This is a genomic window from Desulfoconvexum algidum (assembly GCF_055382125.1).
This window is the reverse complement of sequence record NZ_AP042394.1, coordinates 4326149-4343084: the sequence shown is the minus strand read 5'-3', so window position 1 is coordinate 4343084 and position 16936 is coordinate 4326149. Positions and strand designations below refer to the sequence as shown.

Genomic DNA, 16936 nt, shown 5'->3' with positions numbered 1-16936 from the left:
CTGATATACTCCGAGCATTACCGTTAATTTTATTAATAGGAGCAACAGCCATGCTATCAGAACACCGCGCTTACGAACGCCATTTTCCAGTGCCTAAATATGATCTTAAAGAAAATGATATAGATGATTTTATGCATGAATTAAGTGGGTTCCATGCAATATTTCATGATTGTTTTCAAAGGAGTGAATCAAGAGAACATTTTTTTAAATACATGTCCGGGCAATTCAGCGAACTTGAAAGAAAATCAATTGAGCCGATAGCACTCAATATAGAAGGCTCTAATGTAAGGGCTATGCAACGATTTGTGAGTGATGCGACATGGGATGAAGAAAATATGATGGTTAAGTATCGTAATATTGTAAATGAGGATATGGGAAATTCTGATGCCGCTCTTCTTTTTGATGAGTCTTCCTTCTCTAAAAAAGGGAACAACTCTGTGGGAGTGGCCAGACAATATTGTGGTTCTGTTGGGAAGGTTGATAATTGTCAAGTTGGTGTCTTTGCTGCCTATGCATCTCCTCATGGTTATGCCTTGGTCGATAAAAAAATATTTATCCCGGAAAAATGGTTTGATGATGATCATAAGGATCGGCGTGACAAGTGTAAAATGCCGGATGATTTATCCTTTAAAACAAAACCACAATTAGCGGTGGATATGTTCGAAACTATTTATCAAGAAAAATGCCTTCCTTTTAAATATGTGTTGGCAGATTCATTGTACGGAACGAGCCCTGAATTTTTAAAGGCTGTCGATGAATGTGTCGGACTAACTTATTTTGTATCCATCCATTCAGATACCTTGTGCTGGTTAGGAAGACCAATTATAATGGAAAAAACCTATAAGTATAAAGGCGAATTTCGAACAAAAAAAATATTGGAGAGTACTGAAAAAAAGCCTATATCAGTTAAAGCTTTTGCTCAAAACACAAATGACTTTTTTTGGTATAGAAGAAAGGTCTCCGAGGGGACAAAAGGACCTATCGAATACGAATTTACAAAACGGCGTGTGGTTTTGCACAAGGATGGCTTACCCGATAAGGCCGTCTGGCTCATAGTCAAAAGAACTATAGGCGATAATCCTGAATATTCGTACTATATAAGCAACGCCTCGACCAGCACCAGGCTTAAAACTTTTGTTTGGTTGTCCGGTTTGCGCTGGGCGATTGAACAATGTTTTCGGGAGTGTAAAAATGAACTTGGAATGGACCATTATGAAGTAAGAAAATACAACGGGTGGCACCATCACATGCTCACCTGCATACTTGCACACTTTTTTCTTTGGCACATTAAAATCAAATTGGGAAAAAAAAACACCGTCCATTACTTTGTCGCAGATTAGGGTTTTGATGGAAATTGTTTTACCAATAAGGCGATACAATAAAAAATTACTCATCGAATTGATTTTCTGGGTTCAGAAAAAAAATCACAGTGCTTATCTTTCACACCGAAAAAAAAATAAAAAATGGTTGTAGAGATACATAAGTTACGTTGTAGGGTTATATATCTTTGATATCTTCTTTTTTTCGAGGAAGGTCCCATAAGCAAATCCTTATTACAGTTTTTAGGGGGGTAGATTATACTTCAGTTAGCCGAATAAATATAAAAGATCAAGCGAAAATGTATCAAACACAACGTCGTGTACCCTATGAACAATGAAGATGAATGCTTATATAGAGCACATTTTAGCAGATTCTTGGATTATGTTTTTCGGGATCTATCCCAAAGTCCGGTTATTGTCTATTATTATGGGGTAAGGCTCTTTATTGAAAAGGCGTTGATTTCTTTTGGCAGTAGTGACTGCAATCAAAACCCGACCGGAGGGTACTTGTATTCATAGGGCTCAGTCCTGACAAAATTTGGTCAACCCCATATATGACCTTTTCATCTTTGAAATTTCAATTCAATTTGTGGATCAGCGGGCAAGAAGCCTTAAAATAGTTTACTTTAATTGAGGAGGTGGGTATACAGAACTTGTTTGCAATGAACATGTTCTCGGGAATAGTGGTCTTGATAATGATAGAGGTAAAGAAACCAGTGCTCAATCAGCAGCATATTTACAAACAAGAGTTCATCCAGTGCTTATCCACCTATCGTTTTCAGTGATAACAAGACTATTCCACACCTGTGATTTTACACTTTTTTAATTCTGGACACTCAATTTCTATTGCTTCTCCTTTGTGGAAAATAACCGTATGCTCTTCTTTCCCTAAACGAACCTTTTTATTCTTACTCATTTTTTTCATATCCCGGACTGTATTTTCAAAAAAATGTAATTCCTTCCCACACTTAAAAAATGGAAGTTTCTTGGCTGGTATCGGAACCTTTTCCCCTGTTTTGGGATTTCTTCCGGTATAGGGCTCGTAATCTTTGATAAAAAAAGAACACAGCCCCCTGATTTCAACTCACTCACCTTTAATAAAGGCTTTGGCCATTTCTCCAAAAAATACTTCAACGACTTTGGAAGCTTCATTTCTGGTCAAGTCAGCTTTCTTTTTAAGTTCCTGAATCAGTTCAAGTTTGTTTAATATTTCTTCCCTCAATCACAATATGGTTTGGCTTAAGAAATAACATGTACCTGCCAGGACAAAATATTTCAAGGTTAAAAGAACTCAATAGGTTTTCATTCGCCAAGACCAAATTAAATGCAGCGGTTGGAGAGTAAAATATACCTGGGTCAGATCCTTTTATTCTTCATAAACAATGCCATCAGTTTCAGCACCAGATCAGAAAGGGTGTGTAATAGGGTAAATCTGGCCATCCGCCGTTTGATTTCGTCTGTTCTTTCGACATTCGGCCCCACGGCCATGCCCATGCCATGTTCAAAGATTCCGTCCGGGGTCCACATCCCGTCAAAATGTTTCCGGGAAGACCGGAGCGTCCCGTCTTTTTGCAGGGATAGATGGGCGTTGAACCAGGCGGTGAAATCGGACCGCGGGTCATTCTGGTATTGAAAACTAAATTCGTTCTTCAACCGGATCAGGTTATCCCTGGCCAGGCTGAACAGTGCGCTTGCCCCCGATTTTGAGACCACTTGCTTAAGTGGAATTTGCGTCCTGAACATGGTAAGAAAGGACGTATGAAAATGAAATGTAAAAGAAGACAATTTTCGGACAAATTCAAGGCCAAAGTGGCGGTCGAAGCTATCAAGGGGATGAAGACCTTAGCCGAACTATCAACGGTTTTTAAGATTCATCCAAATCAAATATCGGCGTGGAAAAGACAACTGCTTTCAAATGCCCCGGAGCTTTTTTCATCAGGAAAAAAACGGCAGTCAAAGAGCGAGGATGAGATCACGGCACCACTTTACGAGGAGATCGGGCGACTAAAGATGGACATCAAGTGGCTCGAAAAAAAGTTATGAGCCTGCCGGTTTCAACGCGTCGGAGTTGGGTGAAATCTGATTCCATTTATTCGATCCGACGTCAATGTAAGTTGGCAGGCGTACCTCGTTCAGGCATCTATTATAAACCCGTTTCAGAAACAGATGAGAACCTTCTGCTGATGCGTCTGATTGACGAGCAGTACATGAGGCATCCAGAATTCGGCTATCCGCGCATCACGGACTGGCTCCGTGATCAAGGATACTGCACCAACCGAAAACGAGTGGCTCGTCTAATGCAGCGCATGGGGCTTCAGGCCATCACGCCGGGACCACACACGAGCAAGCCTGCTCCGGGTCATAAAGTATATCCGTATTTGCTTCGTAATGTTAAGATTGAACGTGTCAACCAGGCTTGGAGTACCGACATCACCTACATCCCGATGAAGCACGGGTTCATGTATCTGAGTGCTGTAATCGACTGGTATAGCCGCTACGTTCTTTCATGGGAGCTATCGAACTCATTGGACAGTCTTTTCTGCATTGCAGCGCTGGAACAGGCTTTGGAACAAGGCACTCCGGAGATATTCAACACAGACCAAGGTTCGCAATTCACCTCGGACGCCTTCACCAGGGTATTGTTGGACAAACAGATCGCCCTGAGCATGGATGGGCGTGGACGAGCTTTAGACAACGTATTCATCGAGCGCCTCTGGTGGACACTCAAGTATGAAAACGTTTATCCCAAGGCCTACAGCGATGGACATTCGTTGTATCGAGGGCTGGATGCCTATTTCAGCTATTATAATTGTGAGCGGAAGCATTCTGCACTGGACAAGCAGACCCCGGCTGAGGTATTCATGAACGGTACGGTCAAAAAGGAGGTTCATAAAGAATCGTGAACAAATATGACTCCGGCAGCCCTACGGGGTATATTCTCCGCGCTAAGGCGCGGGGATTTAACGCATTAAAGACAGAAACATGGAAGAAAGGACGGCATACATTTGACCGTATACCGCCCCATGTCTCCGTCACCAGTCATGGCGCTCAGGTTGCTTCCCAGCATTGCCCTATCCTCCAGGCTGGTGACAGGATGATACCATGGTGTCATGAAATAACAAGAGGAACTGGCATAAACGTATCCAAACGGGCGGCTCGTAGGTCGCCTAAATCACGAAACAAAGGAGCGCAGTTTCCACTTAAGAAATCCAGTTTCGTGGTCTAAGATTGGGGGTAGGCCCACAGTTCCCTCTCCCTTTTTCCGCGCTGGATGATATATTCATGGAGCTGGTCATGAAATTGTCCAAGAAGGGGCCTGATAAATTTACTTGTGCTGGCCCTGGTTAAATGATAAATGTGACAAAATTTAGGACTTCAAGGACATCAAAAATACCAAGAAGAGTTCAAACAATTATTTTTTTGTCTTTTCTATTACGATGCATGCGAAATTGCTTTCAAAGTTTTTTGAATCTGTTAAAAAGGGACCACTTTCCCCACCTCCTGATGCTGTGCTTTTTCGGACAAGAAATAAACAGGTATTATTCAGCTTTAACCATAAATTAAAAGGAGAAATGCCATGAAAAGTTCAATCAGGGGTATCTTTACGCTTCTAATCTTATGCATTGGATTGTATACCGGTTTTGCGCATGCAGCAGAAAAACCCAACATCGTCGTGATCTGGGGCGATGACATCGGTGAATCCAATATCAGTGCCTACAACTTCGGATTGATGGGGTACAAGACGCCGAATATCGACCGCCTCGCCAAAGATGGTATGATGTTTACAGACTTTTACGCGGATCAGAGCTGTACCGCCGGACGTTCGTCCTTCATCACCGGCCAGTTCACCGTCCGCACAGGACTGAGCAAGGTTGGCATGCCCGGCGCGCCCGAGGGTCTTCAGGTCGGGGACGTGACCATTGCAACGCTTCTGAAAAAAGAGGGCTATTCCACGGGCCAGTTTGGTAAAAATCACCTGGGGGACCGCAATGAGCATTTGCCTACTGTACACGGTTTTGACGAGTTCTATGGTGCCCTCTATCATCTCAACGCATCCGAGGAACCCGAACTGCCCGACTACCCGAAGAACCCAGAATTCCTTAAAAAATATGGCCCGCGCGGTGTGATCCACACCTTTGCGACGGATAAGGACGATACAACCGAAGACCCCCGCTTTGGAAAGGTCGGCATGCAGACCATAAAAGACACCGGTCCGCTGACCAAAAAACGCATGGAAACCATCGATGACGAAATCGCAGAAAAGGCGATTGATTATATCAAGCGTCAGGTCAAAGAGGGCACGCCCTTCTTCACATGGATCAACTACACCCATATGCATTTCAGAACCCACACAAAACCTGATAGCTTGGGACAGGCCGGTGAAGCGCAAAGCCCCTATCATGACACCATGATTGACCACGACAAGAACGTGGGACAGATTCTGGACCTGCTAGATGAACTCGGCATCACCGACAACACCATTGTCATCTACAGCACAGACAACGGTCCCCACCGCAATACCTGGCCCGATGGCGGCATGACAAAGTTCCGCAGTGAGAAGAATACCGGCTGGGAAGGCGCCTTCCGTGTCCCCCAGATCGTGCGCTGGCCTGGCAAGATCAAGCCGTCCTCAGTTTCAAACGAGATTATGTCGCAGCTCGACTGGCTCCCGACCCTGCTCGCCGCAGCCGGAAACACCGAGATCAAGGATAAATTACTCAAAGGATATGCGGCAAACGGCAGGACCTACAAGAACCATCTGGACGGTTACAACTTCCTTCCCCATCTGACTGGTCGCGATGAGAAAGGTCCCCGTCAGGCTTTCTTCTATTTTTCTGATGAAGGAGATTTACTGGCGTTGCGCTACAACAACTGGAAAGTTCATTTTATGGTTCAGGATTCGGCCGGCACTCTGGAAATCTGGCAGCGCGAGTTCCGGGGCCTGCGCCTTCCATACATTTACAACCTGCGCACGGACCCCTACGAATCCGCCACGGTTACATCCAATACATATTGGGACTGGGTCCTTGATCACGCGTGGATTCTCTACCCGATGGGGGACGTGGTCGGACCGGTCCTGAAATCATTCAATGAATTTCCTCCCAGTCAGAAGCCCGGTTCGTTTACGGTTGGCAACGCCTTCAAGGTGCTCCAGGCGGTACCGCAACAGTAGAAGTTGAGCCATTGAGTTAGCGGCCAGAAAATCGAATAAAACAGGAAAGGAGATGTGTGCATATGAAAAGCACAATGCTGAAGACTCTCGCCGGGATGTTGTTTGCTTCGCTGATCTTCACCATAACCATTGCAATCGCAGGTTCTTCTCCCCCCCACCTGCCCTCATGGAACGACGGCCAGACGAAACAGTCCATCCTGGACTTTGTTGCCAAAGTCACCACTCCTGGCTCTCCGGATTTTGTGCCGATCGCCCAGCGCATCGCAACCTTTGATAACGATGGCTGCCTCTGGGCTGAGTAGCCCATGTATTTTCAGCTGTTCTTTGCGATCGACCGCGTGAAGGCGCTTGCACCCCGGCATCCGGAGTGGAAGACTCAGGAGCCCTTCGCCTCGCTGCTTAAGGGTGACCTGAAAAGCGCACTGATCGGCGGAGAAAAAGCGTTGCTCGAAATTGTTATGAAGACCCATTCCGGTATGACCACCGAGGCGTTCGAGAAGATTGTGACCGAGATTCGCACATCGGGAAACTTGACAAGGGTCTTGTCGAAGCACAGGCCAAAGGCTGGACAGTTGTGGACATGAAAAAGGACCGGAAGGTCATCTTCCCGCTGGAAAAAGAGTAACCGGCAGGTCATGACCTCAATTCTCTGCACCAGTAGTCAAGGGATTATCGTCTGTTGATGACGTGTGACAAACTGATCTCCATCGAGTAGGAGGAGGAGGGCTTGGGCCCTCCGTCCTCTCACACCACCGTACGTACGGTTCCGTATACGGCGGTTCGTGAATTTTTTACCATTGCATTTTCTCCAGAATTAGAATTTGGATAAAATATAATTTGGTTTGAGCCGGTGGGATAGTGGCGGGGTGGGCGGGGTATTACAGCGGGGTGATTCCCCATTGATCCATCACAGTATTTGAATCTTAACACCCACTACAAAAAAACATCCTGGATATTCTTGAGATCCCCATGGATTGCTCCAGCTTTGAGTACCTGTTCAACACTGTTTGATGGAATATAATCCGACAAGAGCATTGACTAAAGCATCCCATCTGAGTATTGAATGGGAATAGACCTTTCTTTGTTTTTAAAATAAACACATGGCTTGATACTTGCAGTATTAAATCCATGGAATTTTTTAAAAATTAAATTTATGAGGTTTAGTATCCGTTTGAAATATTTTCTAACATTAAAAATGTCATTAAAAGAGGTGAATTGATGTATTTTAACCAAATTTCTGTGCCCGGGCTCGGGTGTCAGTCCTATTGCATCGGGTGTCCTGCCGCAAAAGCGATGATGGTAGTGGACCCAAAAAGAGATATCCAAGATTATCTGGAGATTTCCCTTCAGGAAGGCATGAATATTACTCATATTGTCAATACCCATCTGCATGCCGATCATATTAGCGGTGATCAAGAATTAAGTGCGGCAACAGGTGCAGATATCTATATTAATGACAGTGTAGAGATTACCTATCCCCATAAAAAGATTGAACATGGTGACATCCTTACTTTGGGTGCGGCTAAATTTGAGGTGTTGCACACGCCTGGACATACCCCAAATTCAATTTCCCTCGTTGTGACGGATACATCCCGCTCCAGTGAGCCCCAGATGATCCTCACTGGAGATTTGCTTTTTGTTGGCGATGTCGGACGGCCGGACCTCCCTGGTGCTGAGAGCCTGGATGAACAGGTAAAAAATCTCTATAACAGCCTGTATAAAACATTGGCCAGCTATCCGGATTATTTGGAAGTCTATCCTGCCCATGGGGAAGGTTCGTTGTGCGGTAGAGGCATGAGTGCAAAGAAAAGTTCCACCCTTGGGTATGAAAGAAATGCCAATCATATGCTTCGTTTTAATTCTTTTGAGGAATTTAAAAAGGATATCACATCCGCGTTTCCCGCAAGGCCGAAAAGTTTTTCTCACATTATTGCCACCAACCGGAAGGGTGCTGACCTGCTGGATGCATGCTCCATGGATAAAAGATTGACCCCGGGTCAGTTCCAGGAATTAATGGAAGATAACAGCACTTTGGTAATGGATACGCGGGGTAGTGCTGCATACGGAGGATTCCACATTCCCGGCAGTGTCAATATTGGTTTTGAGAAACAACTGGCCAACTGGGTGGGCATGGTTATTGATCCAAAATCAGAGCTTCTTTTGGTGGTGGATGACCGGGAAGCCTATGACCGGATGACCACAGAGCTTCACCGCATTGGCTATGATGCGATTCTGGGCTATTTGTCAGGGGGCATTAATGCCTGGCTGATGAGCGGGCGTCCTGTGGAGCAATTGAGTCAAATTTCACCTTTGCAACTGCAGCGTCTGCTTGGCCCGAATTGCCCCAAAATTTTGGATGTTCGCACCCCTGCAGAATGGAATATTGCCCATATACACCAGGCCAAACACCTGCCTTTGACCGAGATTTTAGAGGGAAATATACCTGATATGGATAAAAATCAGGAAATCATTTTACAATGCGGCAGTGGTTATCGGTCCAACATTGCAGCCAGTTTTTTTAAAGAAGCAGGGTTTACCAACTTGAAGTCTTTGGCCGGCGGAATATTTGCCTGGTCCAATGCCAATCTTCCATTGGTGTAACCCCGAATAATTTGACCATAACAAGAAGGAGGAAAAGAATGGTATCAGCCGGGTGTGATCGCCCAACAGGCGGTTTGGTTAAACAAGAAGAAACAAAAGAAACAAAAGAAACGGAAACAAAAGAACAAAAAATTAAAAAAGGAGTCCCCAGCATGGTTAGAGTCGGACAAAAAGCCCCGGATTTTGAAGCCCCAGCCTATTATAAAGGCGAATTTACTTCTGTAAAATTATCTGATTACCTTGGCAAGTGGGTTGCACTTTGTTTTTATCCCGGTGATTTCACCTTTGTCTGAGCAACTGAAATCTCGGCGGTCGCCGAGAAAAATGAAGAATTTGAAAAATTGGGTGCACAGGTTCTCTCAATGAGTACAGATTCAATGTTTGTTCACAAAATGTGGGTGGACAATGAATTGTCAAAGATGACCAGTTCAGGCACTATCCCCTATCCCATGATGTCAGATGGCGGTGGGAAAATAGGGGAGGTATATGGCGTATATGATGAAAACGCCGGTGTGGATGTCCGGGGACGTTTTCTCATTGATCCCGATGGCGTTGTACAAGGGTTTGAAGTGCTGACACCGCCCGTGGGCCGGAATGTTTCAGAAAGCCTTCGTCAAATTCAGGCCTTCCAAGTGGTTCGCAACTCAAAAGGAGCTGAAGCCACACCATCTGGATGGAGACCTGGAAAGGATACGCTTAAACCAGGACCCGAACTTGTTGGAAAAGTTTGGGAGGCATGGACGGTAGATAAAGCGTTTGATTAATTCCTGATTTTTTGTAAATAAATGCTTTTTGTTGTGCTTGAGGGATGGGAGGATTTGCTCCCCCCATCCCTTTTTTCAGGCCTTTATTTTAACGTTTCGAACTTTCCATGCCAGGCGCATTTATCGCAAAAGGTTTCAATCTCAGCGGTTATTTCAGGAATATTTTGTGTTTCAGGCGTTGCATCAAATTCAATTTTCCCGTTCACGGCCGTGAATTCATAAAGTTCATATTCATCATCGGTATCTTTAATATAAAATTTTTCGCATCCACATGTTGGGCATTTCATAATTCCTCCTTCCAGATTTTTATGGATTAACAGCATTTTTTTTTTCGTTTGATTTTAATGGAGATTCTTACAAGATATATGCCACGCATTTTTAATATGCTTATTTTAAAGTGAATCTCTGTAACCATCGCGAGAATAACCGATGTGAGGCAGATTGATTGACACATAAATGTATCAAATGGTTTCGAGTATTCAACTCATGATACACAATCGTTTTCCAACAGAACACCTCTGGCGGGATCGCCTGTCTTTTTTTTTGGGGTGTTGGTTACAGGGTGACCGCTTTTTGGCGATAGTTGTATCTGGGAATCTGAAGCTTTGCTGGGCAGTGAATTACCGGACAGGTCCTGATCAGGTCGTTTTTGGGGAGTCTGGGACGTTTTTTCAGAAGAGTTTGGTCTTGAATCCACTTTTTTGCCATTTTTTCAGTTTCTACTTCACCTAGCACCAGCACTTTTTTCCCACAGCAATGAATATATTCACAATACAATTCAAATTGAGCCGTCATTCAAATGTCCTTTTTTTAGTATTTTCGAACACCATTCAACAACTGAACCATAAATCAAATAATTGGGCTTTGTCAAGCAGGAAAAAAGGGGTTTGAATATGTTTTTCCTTGACAAGATTAAATAATAGAATGTATGTCATATATAGAATAGCGTTCTAAAAACAAATATACCTCAATCTAAAGGAGGAAGTTTGAATTCATTGGAAAAGAAGATTGCATTGATTACCGGTTCAGGAAAGAAGTCAGGCATCGGATATGCCATGGCCAGAAAGATGGCTTCCATGGGTGCCCATATTATTATTGCAGATTTTGGAAATGCCCAGGGGTTTAATGCTGATGTGGGAACAGGTTCCATGTCTGAAATGGATACGATTGCCACAGAACTTGCCGACGAGTTCGGCATCAAAACCCTGGCGGTGAATCTGGACGTGACAAATACGGATCTGGTTGAAGAAATGGCCAAAACGGTTAAAGAAAAATTTGGTCAGGTTGATATCCTGTGCAACAACGCCGGTGCCACATTCGGTGTGCCCAGCGGGGTCAATACCTATGATGAGACCGCCTGGATAAAAACGGTAGATGTAAACCTCCACGGGGTTTTTCGTGTATCCAAAGCCATTATCCCGCTGATGTCTGAAAAGGGAGGCAGTATTATCAACACCGCATCCAGAGCCGGCAAAGTAGCGCCTTTATTTAACGGGGCCTATGCCGTGTCCAAGGCCGGTGTCATCATGCTCACCAAGGTCATGGCCAAGGAATTGTCCGGATTTAAGATCCGGGTGAACGCCATCTGTCCCGGCCAGATCATGACCGACCTAGAAAAATGGCGGTTCGGTCTGGAAGCCCAGTTTCTCAATACCACTGTGGCGGAACAGGAAGAAAAAATGTGCCAGACGATTCCCCTGGGACGGATTGGCACCCCTTCCGAGGTGGCTGATATGGCTGTTTTTCTGGCATCAGATGCCTCAAGTTATGTCACAGGGCAGGCTTTGAATATCTGTGGTGGACAGCTTATGGAGCTCTAATAAAAAAATCAAACGATACAAGGGTTAAACATAAAAAAAGGAGTGGGTATGGAAACGATTACAGGTGCAGAACTGGTAGCACAGGCATTAATTGACAGAAAAATAAAGCATATTTTTTCCCTGAGCGGTGGGCATATTACCCCCATCTATCAATATCTGGAAGGCTCTGATGTAAAAATTTACGATACCCGCCATGAGCAGTCAGCTGTATTTATGGCAGAAGCATGGGGAAAGATGACCCGAACAGCCGGCGTTGCAATGGTGACAGCAGGTCCCGGGTTTACCAATGCATTGACCGGTGTGGCCAGTGCCCATTTTTCCAACACCCCTCTGGTATTGATCGCAGGATGTGTGGGAATGGACAACAAGGAAAAACTGGATCTCCAGGACATGCCCCAGGAGGCGGTTATCAAGCCCATGGTGAAAAAAGCCCTGGTTTGTCAGCGGCCGGAGCGGGTAATTGAATACGTGGATATGGCCTTTAGAATTGCAGAAAGTGGCAGGCCGGGACCGGTGTATCTGGAATTTCCCATTGATGTGCTCAATGCGCCGGTTGACAAGGAAAAGGTGCGGCGAACCCAGACCTGTGTTGTTTCCCACCCGTCAGATCCGGACAAAGCAAAGGAATTGATGGACATGATTCAGGCGGCCCAAAAACCCCTGGTGATCGCAGGAACCGGTGCCTGGCAATCCCATGCAGAAACTGAGCTTAAAACCTTTATTGAAGCCACGGGTATCCCCTTATTCACTTCCCTGTCCGGCAGGGGAATTTTATCGGACACCCATCCCCTTTGTTTTGAAGGGGCTTTGGCCATTCGTCCCGGCGGTGGGTTTGCCGCCTATATTGAAACGGATCTTGTCATTATCCTGGGTACCCGTATGTCCCTTTATTATATGTTCGGAGATGTTTTCAATCCAGCCGCCAAGATTGCCCAGGTGGATATTATGCCCGAAGAGATTGGCCGGAACAGGACAGTCGACCTGCCCATTGCCAGTGATATCAAGGCGTTTTTAACCCAGTGCAATGGGGTTATTGAATCAAAAAAATTAAGCAAGTCTTTGACTCAAAAATTTTCACCCTGGATAGACACATTAAATACTGCCCATGAGCAAGGCAAATCCTTTGCCCAAAATGACTGGGGCTCTGAGAATATCCCCATCCATCCCATGCGCCTTGCACGGGAGATCAATGAATTTATGGACCGAGAAGACGATGTCGTGGTAGCAGACGGCGGGGATACCACCACATGGCTTGGCATGACACGAACCTTAAAAGTTGGCGGCACCTATCTGGACTATGGAATCTTTGGATCCCTTGCGGTTGGGTTGCCCTATACCAATGCCGCCAAGTTATTGTATCCGGACAGCCGGGTTATTCTTATGACCGGAGATGGGTCTGTGGGATTTAATTTCATGGAGTTTGAAACCGCTATCCGGAAGAAAAGACCCATTGTGGTGGTCATTTCCAATGACCTTGGCTGGGGAATGATCCGCCACAGTCAGGAAATCAGAATCGGACACGCCATAGAGGGCGGCACTTTTATCGGTCGTGTTGAGTATCATAAAATGGTGGAAGCCATTGGGGGAAAAGGATACCTGGTGGAAGATCCCAAGGATATAAAACCTGCCCTGGAAGATGCCTTTGCCTCGGGCAAGGTCTGTTGCATCAATGTGATGGTGGATCCGACCACCGTGAGCCCGGCCAGTATGGCCCTTGCCAATGTCGGCGCTTATAAAGCCTAACTTTTTTAAGTTGTGAGGGGTAATTTTTTTTATTACCCCTTCACAGTTTTATTTAATCTTTGATCAGGAAAGGGGAGGTGTATGGATCCTGTCACATTGGATCAGGTGAGATTGAATTTCAACCCAACTGGAATTGCTATCATTAATGTGGCCATTGGATTAATGATGCTGGGTGTCGCCCTTGACTTGAAGCTGGAAGATTTTAAGCGGATAATCACAAACCCAAAAGCGCCATTGATCGGCCTTTTTGCCCAGTTCTTATTATTGCCGGCCTTTACTTTTCTTCTGGTGCTCATTATCAAGCCCTACCCTTCCATAGCCCTTGGCATGATGTTGGTGGCTGCCTGCCCCGGAGGGAATCTATCAAATATTGTCGTTTATTTATCCCAGGGGAACACGGCTGTTTCAATAAGCATGACGGCTATTTCAACGGTTGCCGCCATTGTCATGACGCCCTTGAATATCTCTTTTTGGGGGGGGATGACGCCTGCCACCAGTGCTATTATGAAACAGGTCAGTCTTAACCCGGCAGATGTGTTTGTAACGGTTTTTCTCATCCTTGGGATTCCCCTGATTGTGGGTATGACCCTGGGCCATTATTTTCCAGGGCTTGCCGAAAAGGTGAGAAAACCCTTTAAACTGTTTTCTCTGGTTTTTTTCATCATAATTGTCTGTGGTGCCCTGGCTGCAAATTGGCAAAATTTTCTCACCTATATCGGACTTGTGGTCTTTGCCGTCCTGATACACAATGCCCTGGCATTGAACATAGGCTATTGGTCCGCCAGAATTGTCGGGCTTCCGGAAAAAGATTGCCGGGCTGTCTGCATTGAGGTGGGGATCCAAAATTCCGCCCTGGGGTTGGTACTGGTCTTTAACTTTTTCGATGGCCTTGGTGGCATGGCCATTCTGGTTGCCTGGTGGGGAATTTGGCATATTATAGCAGGGCTCACAGCCGCCTTTATTTTTACCCGAATCAAAAAAAATAAAAATGAAGAAGCCCTTGGATAATCGAAAGAATGATAGAATAAAAACAAACTCAATAAATATTATACAAATTTAGTCTGTACGTACTGCGGGCGAATCCCTTTATATAGGGAGAAAACAATCAATGATGGAGGTAGCACAATGAAAATGACCACGGAAGAAGCCTTTGTAAAAGTTCTCCAGATGCATGGGATCGAACATGCATTCGGTATTATTGGTTCGGCGATGATGCCCATTTCCGATTTGTTCCCCAAGGCCGGCATCACTTTCTGGGATTGCGCCCATGAAGGCAATGCCGGCATGATGGCAGACGGTTACACCCGGGCTTGTGGCAAAATGTCCATGATGGTTGCCCAGAACGGCCCTGGCATCACCAACTTTGTAACCCCTGTAAAAACAGCTTATTGGAACCACACACCTCTGCTTCTGGTAACCCCCCAGGCAGCAAACATGGCCATGGGGCAGGGCGGGTTCCAGGAAGTTCCCCAGATGGCTGTTTTCGAAGACATGGTGGCTTACCAGGAAGAGGTTCGTCATCCGGCCCGCATTGCCGAAGTTCTCAACCGGGTGATCATGCACGCGAAACGCGCATCTGCTCCGGCCCAGATCAATGTACCCCGTGATTTCTGGACCCAGGTGATTGATATTGAACTGCCGGCCATTGTGGAGTTTGAACTGCCCGCCGGTGGTGAGCAAGCCATTGCCAAGGCAGCAGCGCTTTTGTCAGATGCAAAATTTCCTGTCATCCTTAATGGTGGCGGTGTTGTGATCGGTGGTGCCATCAAGGATTCAATGGCGTTGGCTGAGAAATTAGACGCACCGGTTTGCTGCGGTTACCAGCACAACGATGCCTTCCCCGGCAGCCATCCCCTGTACACGGGGACCCTGGGGTATAATGGCTCAAGAGCCAGCATGGAGCTGATTGCCAAGGCCGATGTTGTTTTGGCACTGGGAACTCGCTTAAACCCCTTTTCCACCCTGCCTGGCTACGGTCTTAACTATTGGCCGACAACTGCATCCATCATCCAGGTGGATATCAACGCCGACCGCATCGGCCTGACAAAACCGGTAACCGTAGGAATCGTTGGTGACGCCAAAAAAGTTGCCAAGGGTATCCTGGGAAAGCTGTCCGCCACTGCCGGTGATGCAGACCGCAAGGATCGCAAGGCAACCATTGAAAAAATCAAAGCCGACTGGGCCACAGACCTTGCCGGCATGGATCATGAAGCAGATGATGCCGGAACCACATGGAACGAACGTGCCCGCAAACAGGATCCTGAAAAAATCACCTCCCGCATGGCATGGCGCGCCATACAGCAGGCATTACCGGAAAACGCCATCATCTCTTCTGACATCGGAAATTCTTGTGCTCTGGGGGCTGCATATCCCACCTTTGAAGCGGGGCGCAAATATCTGGCTCCCGGTATGTTCGGGCCTTGCGGATACGGTTTTCCTGCCATCTGCGGTGCTAAAATCGCCCAGCCCGATGTTCCGGTTGTAGGCTTTGCCGGCGATGGTGCCTTTGGTATTTCAATGAATGAAATGGTTTCCTGCGGTCGCGGCGATTGGCCTGCCATAACCATGATTATCTTCCGTAACTATCATTGGGGTGCTGAAAAACGAAACACCACGCTCTGGTATTCCGACAACTTTGTTGGAACAGAGCTGAACCGGGATGTTAACTATGCAAAGATTGCAAAAGCCTGCGGTATTGAAGGTGTCCAGGTAACGTCCATGGCGGATCTGACCGAAAAACTCGCTGCAGCCGTGCGGCTCCAGATGGAAGAAGGCAAGACCACTTTTATTGAAGTGATGACCAATATGGAACTGGGCGAACCCTTCCGCCGGGACGCCATGACAGCCCCTGTTGCTGTAGCAGGAATTGACAAGGCGGACATGCGCCCCCAAAAGGGATAGCCCCAGATTGAAATAATTATAGAAAAAAACCATTATACTTTCCCGGGTTTTGACCTAGATCATTTTTAAACAAACGATTTTGTTATAACCTTAGGAAAGTATAAATGGTTTACAAAAAGAAAGCGAATCCCAAGGTAAAGTCTTTTCTTTTCATTCAGATGTTTTTCTGGCACAATACCAGGTTGTGGAATATATAATAGGCATAATGAAGGAACACCAGGCAGTTATTACGATATTGTCAGGGATTTCCATTGTCGCTTTTGTGGTGAGCCTTTTGTCGGTGCCCTGGATGATTTGCAGGATTCCGACAGACTATTTTTTAGATTCTTATTTTCAAAAGAAAAGAGAAAGGTCCATGGTCGTTCGGGGGGCGACGATCTTTGTGCGAAATATACTGGGTGCTGGATTCTTTTTGCTGGGATTTGTCCTTTTGTTTATACCGGGTCAGGGGCTTTTAACCATGCTTTTTGGATTGATACTCATGGATTTTCCCGGGAAAAAAAGGATGGTAAAACGATTTGCGGGCATTAAAAAGGTTCGGACCTCCTTGAACTGGATCCGGGAAAAAAAGCAGGTGCAGCCCCTTCGTTTCCCCATTTCCTGATTTTTTATAAG

General features: G+C 45.8%; 16 protein-coding genes and 1 pseudogene. 12 read left to right on the top strand and 5 right to left on the bottom strand.

Annotation, left to right across the window (positions count from 1 at the left end; translation table 11 throughout):
* Window positions 1–50 precede the first annotated feature (50 nt).
* The gene (locus ACZ45G_RS19680) at window positions 51–1340 is read left to right on the top strand and encodes an IS701 family transposase (RefSeq protein WP_464172203.1); all 1290 of its coding nucleotides are present in this window, start codon (window positions 51–53) and stop codon (window positions 1338–1340) included.
* A gap of 772 nt (window positions 1341–2112) precedes the next feature.
* Here ACZ45G_RS19680 and ACZ45G_RS19675 read toward each other — a convergent pair.
* The 3 genes and pseudogenes from ACZ45G_RS19675 to ACZ45G_RS19665 form a co-directional block, all read right to left on the bottom strand.
* On the bottom strand, window positions 2113–2235 hold the full coding sequence (locus tag ACZ45G_RS19675; protein WP_464180063.1) for a hypothetical protein: 123 nt from the start codon (window positions 2233–2235) through the stop codon (window positions 2113–2115).
* A 36-nt stretch (window positions 2236–2271) separates the two neighbouring features.
* Window positions 2272–2529, bottom strand: a pseudogene (locus tag ACZ45G_RS19670) (HU family DNA-binding protein); the annotation flags it as partial.
* 146 nt (window positions 2530–2675) lie between these two features.
* Complete coding sequence (locus tag ACZ45G_RS19665) at window positions 2676–3032, bottom strand: hypothetical protein (protein WP_464172202.1); 357 nt, start codon at window positions 3030–3032, stop codon at window positions 2676–2678.
* A gap of 51 nt (window positions 3033–3083) precedes the next feature.
* Between ACZ45G_RS19665 and ACZ45G_RS19660 the strand changes: the two genes are divergently transcribed.
* The 6 genes from ACZ45G_RS19660 (at window position 3084) to prxU (ending at window position 9857) form a co-directional block, all read left to right on the top strand.
* A protein-coding gene (locus ACZ45G_RS19660) for an IS3 family transposase (protein ID WP_464172201.1) occupies window positions 3084–4222 on the top strand; the annotation gives its coding sequence in 2 pieces (ribosomal slippage) (window positions 3084–3359 and window positions 3362–4222; 1137 coding nt in all).
* Between the two features lie 674 nt (window positions 4223–4896).
* Window positions 4897–6492, top strand: a complete 1596-nt coding sequence (locus ACZ45G_RS19655; RefSeq protein ID WP_464172200.1) for an arylsulfatase — start codon at window positions 4897–4899, stop codon at window positions 6490–6492.
* A gap of 62 nt (window positions 6493–6554) precedes the next feature.
* Window positions 6555–6794 (top strand): hypothetical protein, encoded by a 240-nt coding sequence (locus ACZ45G_RS19650; RefSeq protein ID WP_464172199.1) that lies wholly within the window; start codon window positions 6555–6557, stop codon window positions 6792–6794.
* Window positions 6795–6797: 3 nt separating this feature from the next.
* Entirely contained in the window at window positions 6798–7076 is a 279-nt protein-coding gene (locus ACZ45G_RS19645) for a hypothetical protein (RefSeq protein WP_464172198.1), read from the top strand.
* 634 nt (window positions 7077–7710) lie between these two features.
* On the top strand, window positions 7711–9093 hold the full coding sequence (locus ACZ45G_RS19640) for an MBL fold metallo-hydrolase (RefSeq protein ID WP_464172197.1): 1383 nt from the start codon (window positions 7711–7713) through the stop codon (window positions 9091–9093).
* A gap of 38 nt (window positions 9094–9131) precedes the next feature.
* Window positions 9132–9857 carry a thioredoxin-dependent peroxiredoxin gene (gene prxU / locus ACZ45G_RS19635; protein ID WP_464172196.1) on the top strand — a complete coding sequence of 242 codons (726 nt, stop codon included), beginning with the start codon at window positions 9132–9134 and terminating at the stop codon, window positions 9855–9857.
* Between the two features lie 83 nt (window positions 9858–9940).
* On the opposite strand, the gene ACZ45G_RS19630 is transcribed toward prxU, so the two are convergent.
* Window positions 9941–10144, bottom strand: coding sequence for a hypothetical protein (locus tag ACZ45G_RS19630; RefSeq protein WP_464172195.1), 204 nt, complete (start codon window positions 10142–10144; stop codon window positions 9941–9943).
* 268 nt (window positions 10145–10412) lie between these two features.
* Window positions 10413–10652: a hypothetical protein gene (locus tag ACZ45G_RS19625; RefSeq protein WP_464172194.1), complete on the bottom strand. Its 240-nt coding sequence runs from the start codon at window positions 10650–10652 to the stop codon at window positions 10413–10415.
* A gap of 191 nt (window positions 10653–10843) precedes the next feature.
* Here ACZ45G_RS19625 and ACZ45G_RS19620 point away from each other — a divergent pair, with 191 nt between their 5' ends.
* The 5 genes from ACZ45G_RS19620 to ACZ45G_RS19600 all read left to right on the top strand — a co-directional run bounded on the left by ACZ45G_RS19620 (window position 10844) and on the right by ACZ45G_RS19600 (window position 16925).
* Complete coding sequence (locus ACZ45G_RS19620; RefSeq protein ID WP_464172193.1) at window positions 10844–11677, top strand: SDR family NAD(P)-dependent oxidoreductase; 834 nt, start codon at window positions 10844–10846, stop codon at window positions 11675–11677.
* Between the two features lie 48 nt (window positions 11678–11725).
* Window positions 11726–13420: a thiamine pyrophosphate-binding protein gene (locus tag ACZ45G_RS19615; RefSeq protein WP_464172191.1), complete on the top strand. Its 1695-nt coding sequence runs from the start codon at window positions 11726–11728 to the stop codon at window positions 13418–13420.
* A gap of 81 nt (window positions 13421–13501) precedes the next feature.
* Window positions 13502–14428: a bile acid:sodium symporter family protein gene (locus tag ACZ45G_RS19610; RefSeq protein WP_464172190.1), complete on the top strand. Its 927-nt coding sequence runs from the start codon at window positions 13502–13504 to the stop codon at window positions 14426–14428.
* Between the two features lie 117 nt (window positions 14429–14545).
* Window positions 14546–16321, top strand: coding sequence for a sulfoacetaldehyde acetyltransferase (xsc, locus tag ACZ45G_RS19605; RefSeq protein ID WP_464172189.1), 1776 nt, complete (start codon window positions 14546–14548; stop codon window positions 16319–16321).
* Window positions 16322–16526: 205 nt separating this feature from the next.
* The gene (locus ACZ45G_RS19600) at window positions 16527–16925 is read left to right on the top strand and encodes a PGPGW domain-containing protein (protein ID WP_464172188.1); all 399 of its coding nucleotides are present in this window, start codon (window positions 16527–16529) and stop codon (window positions 16923–16925) included.
* The last annotated feature ends 11 nt before the right edge of the window (window positions 16926–16936 follow it).

Excerpts from the sequence above, each read along its gene's own strand:
- ACZ45G_RS19655 (WP_464172200.1), top strand. The coding sequence starts at position 4,897 with ATGAAAAGTTCAATCAGGGGTATCTTTACGCTTCTAATCTTATGCATT.
- xsc (WP_464172189.1), top strand. The coding sequence starts at position 14,546 with ATGAAAATGACCACGGAAGAAGCCTTTGTAAAAGTTCTCCAGATGCAT.
- ACZ45G_RS19630 (WP_464172195.1), bottom strand. The coding sequence starts at position 10,144 with ATGAAATGCCCAACATGTGGATGCGAAAAATTTTATATTAAAGATACC.
- ACZ45G_RS19675 (WP_464180063.1), bottom strand. The coding sequence starts at position 2,235 with ATGAGTAAGAATAAAAAGGTTCGTTTAGGGAAAGAAGAGCATACGGTT.
- ACZ45G_RS19680 (WP_464172203.1), top strand. The coding sequence starts at position 51 with ATGCTATCAGAACACCGCGCTTACGAACGCCATTTTCCAGTGCCTAAA.
- ACZ45G_RS19615 (WP_464172191.1), top strand. The coding sequence starts at position 11,726 with ATGGAAACGATTACAGGTGCAGAACTGGTAGCACAGGCATTAATTGAC.
- ACZ45G_RS19625 (WP_464172194.1), bottom strand. The coding sequence starts at position 10,652 with ATGACGGCTCAATTTGAATTGTATTGTGAATATATTCATTGCTGTGGG.
- ACZ45G_RS19650 (WP_464172199.1), top strand. The coding sequence starts at position 6,555 with ATGAAAAGCACAATGCTGAAGACTCTCGCCGGGATGTTGTTTGCTTCG.
- ACZ45G_RS19610 (WP_464172190.1), top strand. The coding sequence starts at position 13,502 with ATGGATCCTGTCACATTGGATCAGGTGAGATTGAATTTCAACCCAACT.
- ACZ45G_RS19640 (WP_464172197.1), top strand. The coding sequence starts at position 7,711 with ATGTATTTTAACCAAATTTCTGTGCCCGGGCTCGGGTGTCAGTCCTAT.
- ACZ45G_RS19600 (WP_464172188.1), top strand. The coding sequence starts at position 16,527 with ATGAAGGAACACCAGGCAGTTATTACGATATTGTCAGGGATTTCCATT.
- ACZ45G_RS19645 (WP_464172198.1), top strand. The coding sequence starts at position 6,798 with ATGTATTTTCAGCTGTTCTTTGCGATCGACCGCGTGAAGGCGCTTGCA.